The sequence below is a fragment of the Bacteroidota bacterium genome, from assembly GCA_030706565.1.
Lineage (GTDB): Bacteria > Bacteroidota > Bacteroidia > Bacteroidales > JAUZOH01 > JAUZOH01.
This window is the reverse complement of record JAUZOH010000048.1, coordinates 1-15946: the sequence shown is the minus strand read 5'-3', so window position 1 is coordinate 15946 and position 15946 is coordinate 1. Positions and strand designations below refer to the sequence as shown.

The window sequence follows — 15946 nt, the reverse complement described above, 5'->3', positions numbered from 1 at the left end:
CGTTTATCTATTCCTAAATTCAAGCTTACGTAATATGTCCTTCCCGGCATAGCGTATCCGGGCATCAATTGATATTGCTGGTCAAATAAGTTGGATACTTTAAACTGAAGTCCTCCGTCTACGCCCCAGATTTTAAATGTATAACCCGCATATACATTGGAACAGATAAAAGAAGACATACGGTTGTAGATATCGTTATTCTCTGAAGAATAACGCTGGCCTGTGTATCCGGCAGAATAAGCAAGATAAAACTGCCTGTAACTTAAATTCATATAAGCTTTTGAAGTCTGAACAGGCACATAAATGATCTGTTTCCCGATGATTTCGCTTTCGCTGTCGGTTGCCTTGATATTGGTTGAAGGAGAATGAGAGTAAAAAGCATTCATAGTGAAAAGAAAATCCTGAACCTTGTAGGAATAATTAAGGGACAATTCCACTCCCCTGGCCCAGATTTCCTTTAAATTCTGCGGACTGGTTGTAGTCCAAACGATCATATTTCTGATGGTAGAAGTATATGCGGAAACATCCAGAAATAAATTCTGTACGCCCTTGTCCTGGACCAAATAAGCTTCCAGTCCCATATCGGCAGTCCAGCCTTCTTCGGGTTTCAAATTACGGTTACCTCCCGGTTGCCAGTATTTGTCGTTAAATGTAGGAAGGCGGAATTTATTCGCCCCGTTGGCCCGAAGGTATAAGCGATCACTTTTCAACATATACCTGGCACCCAGAGAAAACAATGGCTTGATTTTTTGATCGGGAACAAATTCCTTTCTTACGCTAAGATTGGCCGTCATCCGGGGATATTGAATTTTTGTACCCGCTGAAAAGGCCCAGCGGTTTTCGCTAATTTTGCCCCCGTAGCTACTGACATTTGCAGTAAGATTAGTATAACCGGCATTCAAATCAAAGGTCAAATGCCTGGAAAAATAATACCTATAAGTGGCATCACTGAAAATATTGTTGTTCCTTATTCTCGAATCGGTGATATAATCTCTGGAATCAGCTTCAGCTTTGTTTGTATAACGCATATTGTCATACATAAAAGCAGACTTTAAAGTAAAGGAGGAATGCTGAAATACTTTATTCCACTTAATATAAGCCTTAAGGGTGCTGTCCCGTAAAACCTGGTGACTGGAAGAATAGGAGCCCAACAAAGCCGGTATTTCTTTTTCCTTACCCTGATACCATAAACCAGCATCAATGCTGTTGTTTTGCCCAAATCTGAAAAAAAGATTCTGCATAATGCCCTTGTCGTCAAACTTGTTGTTCAACATCTTCAGCCTGGGATTCCCGGATTTAAGGTTGTCGTTATAGGGGAAATCGTTCTGGGCATGCTGGTAAAAATAATTTACATGATACTGAAACTGATTATTTCCCGTATTGAGTCTGACGGAACATTTATGACTGCCAAAGCTGCCCAGCTCAGAATTCACCCCGAAGTTTATGCGGTTGTACCAGTCAGGTGTATTGTTCAGGTCAATAGAACCGCCAAAAGTGCCACTTCCATAAAGGGATCCGGATGCGCCATAATTTAAGGATATGTTATCCATAAGGTCTGGCTGTATCATCGACAGATCCATTCCCCCAAGCGTGATGGAGTTTATGGGAAAGCTATTCCAGTTGACTGACGTCTGGTTGGAAGCCAGTCCACGCATAAACACCCCGGAATTAGCTCCTGTGCTGCCATTTGCATTGACAAAGACGTTTGCAGTAAGCGAGAGCAATTCTCCCAGATTCAACGTTTTGTTCTGTGCCCGCAATGAAGAATCGAGCTGTACAACTTTCCTGTCTTCATGGAAATATGCATTACGCGATTCCACAATGTCGACACACTTCAATTCCAGAGGTTTAATCGAATCACATTCCTGAGCAGACAAAATTCCCGAAAGAGAAAAAGAAGCCCAGCAGGGCAATAAAAATAATTTCAGCTTAGTCAAAACAGATAAATTTTAATGTTTAATCCCGAACATTGTTCGTTAATTTCCCTCAGGCAGGTCTTCTGACTTGCTTCTCTTTCAACGCCTTCCCGTCACCCTGTATAAAGACAGTGGCTAAGATGTTGAAAACAGTAAATGAAGCTTACAGCAGCGGGTACTGTTCAGGCATTGCACCTGATTCCCTTTTCATTGTTCCGTCAGATGTGACGGTCCAAAACCTAAGCGGAGCAAATTTAAATCATTATTTTTAAAACAAAAACAGAATGATCAATTTTTTCCAAAGTGATTAATAATTCAGGCCGATTTTATTTGTTGAACTTTTTTTATTTCCTATTTTAAACAATGTATACGAAATTGTAACTCCCGTTCTAAGTCCATCCCAGATGTCCGAATCGGCAAATTTCTTTTTAACCTGAATAGTATAGTCATCTCCTCTGATTTGCTCAAAATCAAATCTAATAAATTCCTTTTGATAACCTATATTTAATTCAAGACTAATCCGGTCTCTTGAAAAAACAATGTTAAATCCCGGTTCAAAATAAAAACTATTGGCTGAAAATTTATAATTTTTGGAAGTTTTCATTGTATCAACACGCAAATATTCATTCAATTTCAATAATGAATGGTTCATCCCGGCCTGTAAAAAAAAAATTAAATCTAAAAGAAATATAATCTCTTATGAAAGCATCAAAGACTATAGCAGGACTATAACAGTTGATTTTTGAATCATATAAATATTCTCCGGAATAATCCTTTGATGAAATTCTAGCCCCAGTAGTTTGGAACAAATAAACCAGTCCAATTCCAAAACGATCATTAGAAAATTTGATGGCTGGTTGATAATAAAAATATGGAGGATAATTTGATATGATTTTTGCTTCAAAAGGAAGGCTTTTATATGCTTCTTTGGTAAAATCCGACAAAGATTTCATGTTGTAAAATCCATATCCGGTTTGAAAACTCAGCCTAATATCTTGAGCTTTCAAACCCATAATATAGAAAACAAATACACTTATAAAAAACAGCCTGGATTTCATACGTAAATAATTCATTTTAAAGGTAGTATATAACTTTATGTTTACAATATCACCTTCGGTGAACTCGTAAACTCGTTTCATTCGTGTTTTGTGTTTTGTTCGCAAACATATTCGTTTCATTTATAGATATCTAAGATTTAATTGACCGGAGTTCGAAAAAATATAATCATCAAATAATTGCATATACTCATTAACACCTCCCATAGTAGTTTGAATTGTATTTAATAACTTACCATCAATCAGGGAATAAACATAAAATGAATAATTCTTATATGTTAAAATCTTATTATTAGCAAAATCCACATTAACAACTTGTGTATTATTTAATGGGAATGACGTAAGTGTAGAAAAATCAGAACAATTTTTCAGATAAAAAATTGTTCCATCATAAAGTGCGATTTGATTTGGGTTCTCAGGTGAAAATTCATAATAGCTGAATTGAAAATTTTGATTCTCATTAGTCCAAATTTTTGCATATGAATGATTACCCACCCGATATAAAGTATTTAATTTGGGTTCAAAAACATATTGACCATCAGATGAAATTTTAACTTTTTGCACATAAGTCGTAACAGGTATTTCGCTTATTTTTAAATCATTAATTAAATCATAAACAACTAAGTTATGGTTCAGATAATCATAAAATACAGTCGTTCCGATATCAGAAATGTTCAGACCAAAATAAACAGGAGAAGGTACAATGTTTGAGACAGGGATACTTTTTATTTGGCTTAAATCATTTGAATTCAAAAGAACTAGATTAGTCGACACATCGCATAATATATATTTATTATTAGGAGAAACCGAAAAATAATTAAGTTCAAGGTTTCTGGAATTAGCAATAGATTTTGTATCAAGTGAAAATTTGTAAATTGTTTTTCTATTGTTAGCGTACGACCAATAATAAAACACTGAGCCACTTAAAGGGAAAAAAGACGATGAATAAAATGTATAGTTTCCTAAAAAAGAAGATGGATAAACTCCATACACATCAGAAGTAGTAAGATATTCAGAATTATTGTGAATATAATTCTTTTTCAATAAATCCAATATAACTCCTGTCAAGTTGCCAAATTTGCCATTTTTATATACGAATGAAGTATCGGTATATAATTCGACTGCCGAAGTATCAATTCTAATTCTATAACCCTTAATGGAATTATAAAATTTACACTTGTCCCAATATACCAGGAAAGAATCCCTATTATTTAAATGCACTTTGGGATAAGGAAAATTAATTTCACTAAATATATGATAACGGGACAATCCATTATCATTAAAACTAACATCAATATGCTCATAACCTCCAAAATATGAGCTATCAATATACCAATTATTATAAGTAGAATCAGAAAAACAGGAAGTTTGAATTTTATATTTCCCTTTGATCGATGTCTTTATTGGAGTCCAAGTTAATTTTAACCTACCGTCTACTATTTCAGTATTGAGAACAAGTTTATCCGGGACATTAACAATAACCCATTCTTTTGTTTTAATTACAAACGACTCTGCATTGACTTTATCTGCAATACTTCCTGTTCCTGTACTGGTATATATTTCGGCCCGTACTTTCACCATTTTATGCTGTGACATATCCACACAGAAAGAATAATTGTTTTCACTCGAATTATTGACGTGTTCTACCTCAATTGCAGAATCGTTAAGGTAAAACTTAACGGAATATAATCGTTTGTTTGTCAGTTTCAATGAACAATTAATATTCACATAATTATAAACATAAACCGTATCAGAATTAAGATTCAGATTTATGGAAAAATCCGGTAAGGCAACATTTTTATTAACATCACGGGTATAAACTTTATTAATTTGATATTCACAACCACTTGTGAAGGTCATTATAATCAAACCAATTAAATACAAGGTATTTTTACTAATATTCATACTTTATTAATAAAATAAATTTATATGTTTTACTTTTATCAGGAATCCGGAATAGTATTGTCTTCATTAATAAACCTCAAAACATTAAACCGATTTCTTCAAATTAACTTTCTCTCTTTTTTAAATAAAAAAGTATTTTAAATTTCAATATAACTAATGCAAATTTAATATAACATCTGTTTTAAGAATCAAATAACATATAAATTTTATATACAAATTATAAATGCAAAATATCCTCTATGAGATATACGGATTAAAAAACAGTCGGAATCTATTGGTCAGAATGATCATTCTTCGGAATATGGGAACTATGAACAGATTAATATTATCATCAAAAGAAGGGATTCGTTATTTTTGCATAAATAATAGATCATAAAATGCCCTATCCATGGAAAAACTTACAGAACGATTTATACGTTATGCCAAAATCAATAGCCAGTCAGATGAAAACTCAGAGACTTGCCCTTCCACACCCGGACAAACGGCCTTAGCCAGGTTGCTGGCAAATGAAATGAAAGAAATTGGCTTGCAGGATATAGAAATTGATGAGAACGGCTATGTAATGGCCACTCTGGCCGCCAACACGGATAAAGAAGTTCCTGTAATTGGCTTCCTTTCACACCTTGACACATCGCCGGATTGCAAATCCGAACAGGTTAAACCTCAATTGATTGATCATACTGAAAAAGATATTATTTTAAATAAAAAGGAAAACATTGTTCTTTCCGCCCGGGAATTTCCGTTCATCAATGATCTTGCCGGAGAAACCCTGATCACTTCGGATGGGACCACTTTGCTCGGCGCAGACGACAAGGCTGGAATTGCAGAGATCGTGACTGCTATGGATTATCTGATGCAGCATCCGCAAATCAAGCATGGGAAAATACGTGTTGCCTTCACCCCTGACGAGGAAATAGGCCGGGGTGCAGACAAATTTGATGTGAAGAAGTTTGGCGCCAACTTTGCTTATACCCTTGATGGCGGGGCATTGGGCGAAATAGAATATGAGAATTTCAATGCTGCCAAGGCAAAAATCTCTATTCAGGGTTTGAATGTTCATCCCGGCACCGCCAAAAATAAAATGAAGAATTCCATGCGGATAGCTATGGAACTGAACAATATGCTTCCTGCTGCGGAAGTTCCCGAACATACTGACGCTTACGAAGGTTTCTTTCACTTAACAGATATTTGTGGTACCGTGGAAAACACCACAGTAAATTACATTATCCGCGACCACGACCCTAATCTTTTTAATCAAAAAAAGGAACTGCTGGTTAAAATCGCTGATTTCCTCAACCAGAAATACGGCCACGGTACAATATACCTTGAAATGGTTGACCAGTATTACAACATGAAGGAAAAGATAGACCCGGTTTATCACATTATCGAGCTCGCCCGCAAAGCCTGTATCGAAAGCGATATAGAGCCAAAGGTCATTCCCATTCGCGGCGGAACAGACGGTTCAAGGCTTTCATACATGGGACTGCCCTGCCCTAACCTGTTTACGGGAGGTTATAATTTTCACAGCAGGTTTGAACTTATTCCGGTAAAATCCATGGAAAAGTCAGTGGAAGTGATTTTAAAGATTGCGGAATTAAATTGTTCCGGAAATTAAAATTATATGACAGGCTTCAAGTAGCCCTGATCCCAATGCAATGGGTCGATTTATATATAATCCGAAACGTTAAATGCACTTCCGGTTGAGGATAATTTTCCCACCACAGCCCGTAACCCAATATTACAAAAAACTATATTTTCAGCCCTTGTAGGGCAATCCCATTTAAAAACCCAATACCACCGGGTCAAAGATCAGACGGTATTGGGTTTTAGGGGTTTCAACAAATCTGACAATCCGGAAAAACGCATGAGGTTTTATCCAAATTCTTTAAATGAATTATTGACCATTCCTATTTTGCTACTTTATTTCTATTACTGTTCCGGAATTAGTCGATAACTTATCAGTTTTAATATGCAACGCCCAGTTTTGATCAGATGAATCATAGTACCATCCGCTTTTAATGGCAGAGAAATTTTCTCCATCTTTAACCTTGATTAATTTTTTACCATTGATCTTGATGGTTTTTGGAATTTTATGAGCGTGTATATCCATTAAATACGTACGTGCTTCCAACCTTCCGGTGAAATCACCCTGGGCTGCATTAATTGTAATAGTAGTTGGATCCTTGCCATTTTCAGAGTCTGAAACCTCAAGTTTTGTTGTTGCATAAACGCCATTTCTGTATTCGCGCGTCAATCCATCATCTTCGTATAAAGTATAGGATGATTTTCCGAAAGGATAGATTTTCAGGGTAAGAGTATCAGCCGGGCGTTCCCAATTATACATCATTTGCTGATACATAGGGATAATGGCTCCTGCACGTACAAAAAGCGGCAATTTACTAAGGGGAGCAGGATAATTCATCAATGTGTTTTTCCCCTGATATTCTGTTCCATCCCAAAAATCCATCCATTTTCCCTCCGGCAGATAGATACTGTCGCGTTTTGCTTCCGGTTTAAAAACGGGCGCCACCAGGATATCTTTGCCCAGCAAATATTCATATTTAGTAGCATCGCCCCAGGTAACCGGATCATTGGGATATTCGAGCACCAGCCCCCTGACAGCAGGGACACCCGTGCGGTAAGCCTCATTGCATAAGGTGTACATATAAGGAGTAAGCCTTTGCTTAAGCTGCAGGTATTTGCGGTTGATGCTGGTATAGGGCTCGCCAAACAGCCAGGGTTGTTTATCCTTAATCCCGTTTTTATTATTATAAGCCCAGCCCGACATAGCCATGAATACCGGCATAAAGCATTTCCATTGTAAATCCCTGACATAAGTAGAATCGCTGCCTCCAAAAATACCGTCCACATCACCGGTGGCACAATTTTGAGCAGATAATCCCGAGCCAATAACAGTGGGGATATGCCAGCGGATGTAATTCCAGCTTCCACTCTGGTCGCCTGTCCATAAAACCGCATTGCGGTGTGAGCCGGTCCATCCACAAACCATCCATACAAATCCGCGGGCATCGCTATTCTTCTCTATACCTTCGTAGGCAGTTTTTGCACCATCCATTGCAAACTTAAAACCAGGTCCAACCCAAGCCACATCGAGTTTACAGAGCCTTGTGCCATATTCACCCACTTCCCGGGCAATTTTTGCAGTTCCGTTTTCTGTCCAAAGGCCTGTGTAAAAGCCCCGTTTGTGTAATTCACTAACCACCAGGCCAAGGTCAGTATATCCGCATCCATAACCGTCATTGGGTAATATCCAGCCTGTAGGCATTTGATGCTCAATATATTTATCGGCAATCAGATTTATCACACTGGGAGTCAGTCCATTATATCCGGTAGAAGAAGACCCCCTGGTGACTCCTGGTTTTGCCCCACGATTATAACAGTTGGCATCCCCCATTCCTAAAGCCCAGCGGGGCATCAGAAAAGGCTTTCCTGTAAGATCGGTATAATCGCCTAAAATTTCTTTTAAGGAATTGCCTACGAAATAATAACAGTCAAACCTACTTTCATTATGAACCAACTTTAAGGTATCCATGAATGAATAATTACCGGTAGCATAAGTATTGCGCACTGCGCCATATCCGTTGGTACTCATATAGAATGTTGCAGGATTAGGATTTCCGCCATCTTCCCAATTATAATCTATGGTCATTTTTATGGTTTTGCCGCGATGCGAGAAGCGTCCGTTCTGCATCCCTCCGCCGAAGAACTGTTCATTATCTCCGCGTTTCAGGTACTGTACCGTTTGTTTGCCATAAGTGATGCCCCGGGTTTCTTCCCAGACAAGTGTTGAGTTATCACCTTTATAAAGCGAGAACCTCAAAGGATTTTTATATGCCCTGATCGCCATTTCCGGCGTAGTGATCAGGAAATAATCACCTTTATCGCTCCATTTGCCGGAAACAGGCTTGTCCGGATTATTAATGATGATGTCGTTCCCTGCAGGATTGGTAAATTCTCCATCATAAGCCATCCAGATCCGGAATATATCATTCCGCACCAATTGCAATTTTATTCTGGCCTTATTACAAGCAATCAGAAATTCATTATTACCTGCTGTAAAGTTTGTGATATTTCCCAGTTCACAAGCTCTGGAGTAAAGTTCCATTGATAAAGTATCATTCGAACTGCGTAAATCATTATCCAAACCGGTATAAAAAGTAACTTTATGGATGCCCAAATCCGTCAGATCCAGGTCAGGAAAAACAACCCTTGCAGTATCAACAATTCCAAATGCTTTTTTCATGGATGCAGGGATGGTAGCTTTCATCAAAGGACGGTTGTCAAGCTTCAAATAACAATCGACCTTTGAGGTTATGGGTTTTGCACTTAAATTCACCACCCTGAAAACCAGGGAATCGTTCTTTTTAAAGGTATTTCCTTCTTTGGGATGAGAGGTAAGATCCAGGGCTTGCAAATCGGCATCAAAAGCTTCAGAAAGTTCTATATCATCTATCATCCAATACCATTGGAACATATTCCGCCACCAGAACCGTATATAAACAGTCTTCTGATTTGCAGCAATCCTTGTGATATTTAACTCAACATTCATCGGGTTGGGACAATCCTTCCTGGGGCCTATCCCGTTATGAACATCATATTCTTTCCAATCTTTGCCATTGTTGCTTACAGCCACAATCAGCCCGGAAGTATTGTCAGGCAGCTCTCCCTGGCCCCAGAAAAAATTCTGTTGAAATTTAAGTATAACAGAATGTTTTCCCAAACAATTAATTGCCGGGGTCTGAATATAAGCATTGGGTTGGACCCCTGCTTTTTCCCATTTTTTTATGTTCTTCCCTACTTTAACACCTGGGGCAATCTGCATATGGTAGCCCCTACTTTTTGAAGCAATAGGCGGAGCCTGATAACTGCGTCCATACGAGCCAGGAAATGGCTGATCCGTAAAAAACCAGGTCGGGCTGCTATCATTCAATGCTACTGATTTCCAGCCATTGGGTAATTTTCCCGATGCAAAATCCTCATGCCAGAATACTTTCCCTGACTTTTGGGCAAACAAAACAGAAATTGAGAGAATTAAAAGTCCGATAAGGGTTAATTTTTTCATCTGTAAATAATTTTAGAATTAAGGTTGGACGAAATATCCCAGTTAATTTTTATTCTTCTTCATGTTAATCAAATATAATTTTTTGATTTATAAATAATTGTAATTCATAAATTTCAGGAATTTCAAGCTTCTAAACTACTAATGAATATTCTTTTATGCAATTCATTCATAGATTTAACAGGCTAAAATTATTTAAACAGTCTTCAATTAGCTTCATAAGTTAATTAATGTAAAAAACTACTATCAATAAATTGTTTTATATTAAGTTAAAAAACCGCAAGACTCCAGTTTAAAGAAATTATTAGTGTCCGGGTAAAATATAAAGATTTCCCGTCTTGCCCGGGTATTAGAGATAGATGTGAGGATTTTCCGGTTGAGTCGTATCAGGAAGATGAACAATGGGAACACAATAGAAGAAAGGATTTCGTCACAAACACTCTTGTATGGCGGCAACAATCAAATTCACATTGGATGAAAAGAAATATTTAAAGCATCAGGCAATTTTGCTGAAGAATTCACAAATTGATCATTGAAAAACCTGACAGTTTGGAGTTCTTTTAATGTTATTTCTGAAAAATCCGGACAATCAATAAAGTTATCAAAGTTTTATTAACTGGAAGAGCCTTAATAATTTTGGACTATTTTTGTTTCTGCTAGAATAAAATTTTAAAACATTTTTAATACATTTACCAGCATATCTGGAGTAAATATAATAACTTCAGTTTATTAGTTTTTTTAAACAGAAAAATTTTAGACTATGAGAAAACTTTGCTTATTTGCATTCACGCTATTATTCATTTTCCTGTTTGCAAACAATCAATCAATCAAAAGTCAGAATCATCAAAAAGCAGAAAACAGCTGTTTTAAACATTATATCGGAGAACTATACGGCGGAGGGATTGTTGTTGCTGTCTGGGAAAAAGACGGAATCGAAAAAGGCTTAATAGCTTCCTTATCAGATCTGGGCAATGAAGTATCATGGAGTAACGTCAAAACGAAACTAAAAAACGAGAGTTTAATGGACGGTAAAAGCTGTACTGATGAAATCATCGCACAGGAAGGCCATACGGAGAGTGCCGCAAAATTATGCCGAGATTATAGGGGCGGAGGTTTTTCGGATTGGTATCTGCCTTCCATTAGGGAACTCAGGGTTTGTTTCAATACAGGATATATTATTTACCAGGTTCTGGGTGAAAAAGGAGCCTTTCAGTACGATAAGTATTGGTCATCAACCGACCATACCGGGATAGCCGCTCTTGCCTGCCAGTTTGCAGAAGATAATCCCAACTCAGGTATGGGATTTGCAGGAGGAAATCCCGCTCTTGCCATAAAATCAAAAAAATACAGAGTCAGGGCAGTAAGACAATTTTAATAAAATATAATATTTCAGGGATTTTAATTTGATTTAAAAAAAGTTTAAAACCCCGAAAGTTTATTTGCCAAACCTAAAAAAATATTTACTTTTGCCCCAGAATCAATCTAAAGATTTATATGGACGATTTACCTGCGAACATACAAAGTTTAACATCTCTTCATAGAAGGATCATTTAGTTAGTATCATCTAACCTGCACTATGATTGTATCCTTCCATGAATACAAAAAAGGAAGGAGGCAATTATGACTTCACAAGTAACATTCTATTTAAGCCGGATTCTAGGCAAACGCTTCTATTCACCCGATGGGAAACCTATTGGTAAAATCAAGGATCTGCTAATAGACATCAGCTACTCCAGGCCCAAAGTCATAGGAGTAAAAACAAAAATTTCAGGAGAAACCCGCTATCTCGACTTTTCGTATTTCGAAATGATCAAGGCAGATATCAAGTATGTGGTTAAATGCACCAATGTCATTGATTTTACATTGCCCAACAACTCGCATACCTTTTTCCTTTCAGAAAATGTACTGGACAAACAGATTGTCGATATCGACGGGCACAAGCTGGTCAGGGTAAATGATGCCCGTTTGGTGCTTGTCCCTTCAGGCGCCTTTTTGATTGCCGTAGATGTGGGCTTGGAAGGGCTTTTGAGAAGAATCGGCATATCCCGTCCGATCAAGAAATTTTTATTATTATTCCGTCTTTCGCTTCCCAGCAAATATATACTTTGGGATGATGTTGCCACTGTAGATTCTCAAAGTGCCGGACTGAAATTATCCACCACCTACACGAAACTGCATACCCTGCACCCCTCGGATCTGGCTGATATCATTGAGGATATGGACCGTACTACCCGTACCAAGGTACTGGCCAGCCTGGATGAAGAGAAGGCTGCAGATGTACTCGAAGAGATGGAAACAAAGTCACAGATACATGTTATTGAGAACTTAAGTACCGAAAAGGCTGCAGACCTGCTGGAAAAGATGCCTGCCGACGAAGCTGCAGATATTATCGATGAACTCGAGCCTCAGAAAGCTGAAGAACTTTTGAATGAAATGGAAGTAGAGTCTTCCGAGGATGTCCGGGATTTGTTGGAATATCCGGAAAACACCGTCGGAAGTATCATGTCTACCGACTTTATTTCATTCAACAAAAATATAACGACTGCCGAAGCTATTGAGGAACTAAGGAAACAAATGCCCGAGGCTGACACCTTATATTCCGTCCTTGTTGTTGACGAAAAAGACAGGCTGATTGCCACTGTTTCCCTCAGGGATCTGATCGTGTCGAATCCATCAACCCGGTTGTCGCAAATCATGAAGAAACAGCTCATCACGGTTTTTGATGATGACAAAATAGATTCGCTTGCAGAAGTTATTTCAAAATATAACCTGCTGGCTATACCGGTTATTGACAGTTCCAGTAAAATTCAGGGATTGGTGATGATAGATGATATAGTTGAAGATTTATTGGAAAACCGTAAAACAAAATAAAAAACACCAGGAAACATGACATTGAAAATAAAAAGAAAAAACATCTGGACTCAGTTGATTTTTTTCCTGGCAATCTTGGGGCCAGGTATAATTACAGGGAGCGTAGACAATGATGCAGGCGGCATCACCACTTATTCGGTTGCCGGCGCACTTTATGGTTACAAGTTAATTTGGACTCTGATCCCGGCCTTCATCGTCCTGTTTGTAATACAGGAAATGAACGCGCGCATGGGAATTGTTACAGGAAAAGGGCTTGCCGATCTGATCCGGGAAAATGCCGGGGTAAAAGTTACTTTCTACATTTTTATCGGCTTACTCATTGCGGATATTGGTAATACCACCACTGAATTTGCCGGTGTGGCAGGAAGTTTAAGTATTTTTGGCGTTTCAAAATACATCTCTGTGCCGCTTACAGCCATAGTGGTCTGGATACTGGTGGTAAAGGGGAATTACCATATTGCCGAAAGGATATTCCTCATTTTTAGTGCTGTTTTGTTGATCTATGTCGTATCTGCCTTAATGGGTAAACCTCATTGGGGAGAAATTGGCAAAGCTATTATTCATCCGGCCATGCAAATGGATTCGGGTTATATTGCCATGATGATCGGTATTATTGGAACGACCATAGCTCCCTGGATGCAGTTTTACATGCAATCATCCGTAATTGAAAAAGGGCTTAAAATCAAGGATTATAAATACACTATCGTTGATATAACCATCGGATGCATAGCCACCGTGCTGGTAGCATTTTTTATCATCGTAGCCTGCGCTTCGACCCTGAATGAAAGGGGAATAAAAATCGAAGAAGCCAAGGATGCAGCTATGGCTCTGAAACCACTGGCCGGAGTTTTCGCCTCCCAGATTTTCGCATTCGGGCTTTTTGTGGCCTCTATTTTTTCGGCCACTATCCTGCCTCTGGCTACTTCTTTTTATATCTGCGAAGCCTTTGGATTTGAAGCAGGTATAGACAAGAAATGGGAAGAAGCTCCTGAATTTTACGTATTGTACACATTCATTCTGCTCATTGCTGCAGGAATTATTCTATTGCCCAATGCCCCATTGATTGGCATTACCATCTGGTCGCAAATCATTAATGGAATACTGCTGCCTGTAGTTCTGGTTTGTATGATCCTGTTGGTCAATAAGAAATCGATAATGGGCAAATACGTCAACAAACCCTTAAACAACGCCATTGGATGGACATCCGTGATTCTTTTGATCGGATTATCATTGATGTTGCTGGTCATGCCTTTACTCGGCAATTAAGATATATCAATTTATATAATTCAAAGGCCTGAACGGAATTTACCGTTCAGGCCTTATTTGTTCAGTTTTCATAGACAAACGCTGAACTTTAAAACAGAGAGTAGTAAAGAAGAAATTTTATTTTTCTTTGTCAAAAACTAAATATTGCCAGGGTTTCATGTTAAATTCTGCTTTTCTGTTGAATTGACGCCTTTCCCCGGTAAAAATTTCTTTAAAAGCTCCGGTTAGCAAGGTGGATTTTGCACTAAACCTGACGGCTTTCGGGGACAGATTGCAAATTACGACAACTTTCTGATTGCCTTTCTCCCGGATATAGGCGCAAACAACGCTATCCCTGTTGGTGCTGATTTTATTAAATCCATCGCCGGAAATGCCATTCCAAAGGGCATGATTGTTTTTCTTCAGTGAAATCAGCTTTTTGTAAAATACAGTAAGGGAATAATTGCCCCAGTCTATACTATCCTTTTCAAAAAACTTAAGCCTGCGTTTGAAAGCAGATTCCTGTCCATTATAAATAAGAAACATACCAGGGATAGTGGCCGACAAAACGGCAAAAGTCCTGGCTCCTGCCCCCATGCGCTCAAATTCGGAACCACTCCAGGAATTTTCATCATGATTGGATATAAATTCCATCAGATAAGAATTTCCGGGATAGGTTGAATCTACTTTTGCAAAACGGCTAAACACGGCACTGGCCTTTGCTTTCCCTTTGGCAATATCATTCATCAGATGATGAAATGTCCAGTCGTAGGTCATGTCAAAAGCTTTTTGATTCAGAAAAGCCTGTTCTGCCTCTGCCAGCATAAAAACCGGCTTGACCTTGTCCAGTTCAACCCTGGCCTCATTCCAATAATCAACAGGAATCATGTGGGCTACATCGCAACGGAATCCGTCAAGATCCGTTTCTTTGAGCCACCACTGCATGGTCTGGGTCATATATTGACGTGTAGCAGGCTTTGTATAGTCAAGCCTGTAAACATCCGTCCAGTCAAAAGGAGAAACCATACGCCCCAGCGAATCTTTCAGGTAATATTCCGGATGAGTTTTAACCAGATTATTGTCCAATGACGTGTGATTGGGCACCCAGTCGAGTATTACTTTCATACCCAGCTTATGGATAGTGCTCACCATGTGCTTGAAATCATCCATTGTCCCAAATTCAGGGTTAATGGCTTTATAATCTTTTACAGAATAATAACTGCCGAGCTTTCCTTTACGCTCTTTTTCACCAATGGGATTGACAGGCATAATCCATAATATTTCAACGCCCAGGGCCTTCAAACGGGGCAAATCTTTTTCAAAAGCCTTAAAAGTCCCTGCTTTAGAATACTGCCGGATATTAACCTCATAGATCACCGCATTTTTGCTCCACGACACATGCTTCACTTCCGACATGGCCGGTGGCACAAAGCGTTTCTGGGCATAAATAATACCACTGCCGATTCCCAGCAGAATCAACAGGAAAAATAAATAGATATAAGTCAACTTTCTTTTCATATTAACAGGTTTTAAAGAAAATAGAATAAAAGGCAACAAGTTATATTTATCGTAAAAAAATGTAAGTCGGAATTTTGCACTCACCACTATAATAAGCTGGTCACAAAGGAAAATTTTGTTTTAATTCTTAGCGACTTAGCGTCTTTGCGTGGAATACGTTTCTCGCAAAGCCGCAAAGATTATTATACTTTATTAAAGTTTCGCAAGTAAATATATCCCTGAACGGAATAAAATTTAACAACTGAGATTTATTGTTCATCATGTCACATAGAAATAATGAGAAAAATTCCTCTGTGTCTTCTCTGTGTACCTCTGTGTTATTGAATCGATTTATTACACAGAGAACCACAGAGTTT

Annotated in this window: 10 protein-coding genes and 1 riboswitch; of the genes, 4 read left to right on the top strand and 6 right to left on the bottom strand. The window is 38.3% G+C overall.

What is annotated here, in order from left to right:
• The 4 genes from Q8907_04370 to Q8907_04355 all read right to left on the bottom strand — a co-directional run.
• Nucleotides 1–1937 (bottom strand): TonB-dependent receptor plug domain-containing protein (locus tag Q8907_04370; protein MDP4273494.1); only part of this gene is annotated, 1937 nt, incomplete at its 3' end.
• 34 nt (nucleotides 1938–1971) lie between these two features.
• A riboswitch (cobalamin riboswitch) is annotated at nucleotides 1972–2174 on the bottom strand.
• 49 nt (nucleotides 2175–2223) lie between these two features.
• Nucleotides 2224–2520: a hypothetical protein gene (locus tag Q8907_04365; protein ID MDP4273493.1), complete on the bottom strand. Its 297-nt coding sequence runs from the start codon at nucleotides 2518–2520 to the stop codon at nucleotides 2224–2226.
• Between the two features lie 19 nt (nucleotides 2521–2539).
• Entirely contained in the window at nucleotides 2540–3055 is a 516-nt protein-coding gene (locus Q8907_04360; GenBank protein MDP4273492.1) for a hypothetical protein, read from the bottom strand.
• A 39-nt stretch (nucleotides 3056–3094) separates the two neighbouring features.
• Nucleotides 3095–4876 (bottom strand): hypothetical protein, encoded by a 1782-nt coding sequence (locus Q8907_04355; protein ID MDP4273491.1) that lies wholly within the window; start codon nucleotides 4874–4876, stop codon nucleotides 3095–3097.
• A 388-nt stretch (nucleotides 4877–5264) separates the two neighbouring features.
• Between Q8907_04355 and pepT the strand changes: the two genes are divergently transcribed.
• Complete coding sequence (gene pepT, locus Q8907_04350; protein ID MDP4273490.1) at nucleotides 5265–6491, top strand: peptidase T; 1227 nt, start codon at nucleotides 5265–5267, stop codon at nucleotides 6489–6491.
• A gap of 300 nt (nucleotides 6492–6791) precedes the next feature.
• Here pepT and Q8907_04345 read toward each other — a convergent pair whose 3' ends face one another.
• Nucleotides 6792–9959, bottom strand: a complete 3168-nt coding sequence (locus Q8907_04345; protein MDP4273489.1) for a glycoside hydrolase family 31 protein — start codon at nucleotides 9957–9959, stop codon at nucleotides 6792–6794.
• 757 nt (nucleotides 9960–10716) lie between these two features.
• Between Q8907_04345 and Q8907_04340 the strand changes: the two genes are divergently transcribed.
• From Q8907_04340 to Q8907_04330, 3 genes are all read left to right on the top strand, one after another.
• Nucleotides 10717–11331 carry a DUF1566 domain-containing protein gene (locus tag Q8907_04340; protein ID MDP4273488.1) on the top strand — a complete coding sequence of 205 codons (615 nt, stop codon included), beginning with the start codon at nucleotides 10717–10719 and terminating at the stop codon, nucleotides 11329–11331.
• 245 nt (nucleotides 11332–11576) lie between these two features.
• The gene (locus Q8907_04335; GenBank protein MDP4273487.1) at nucleotides 11577–12827 is read left to right on the top strand and encodes a CBS domain-containing protein; all 1251 of its coding nucleotides are present in this window, start codon (nucleotides 11577–11579) and stop codon (nucleotides 12825–12827) included.
• A gap of 15 nt (nucleotides 12828–12842) precedes the next feature.
• Nucleotides 12843–14093, top strand: a complete 1251-nt coding sequence (locus Q8907_04330; GenBank protein ID MDP4273486.1) for an Nramp family divalent metal transporter — start codon at nucleotides 12843–12845, stop codon at nucleotides 14091–14093.
• 117 nt (nucleotides 14094–14210) lie between these two features.
• On the opposite strand, the gene Q8907_04325 is transcribed toward Q8907_04330, so the two are convergent.
• A complete protein-coding gene (locus tag Q8907_04325; GenBank protein MDP4273485.1) occupies nucleotides 14211–15590 on the bottom strand; it encodes an alpha-amylase family glycosyl hydrolase in 1380 nt (459 codons plus the stop codon).
• Between the last annotated feature and the right edge of the window lie 356 nt (nucleotides 15591–15946).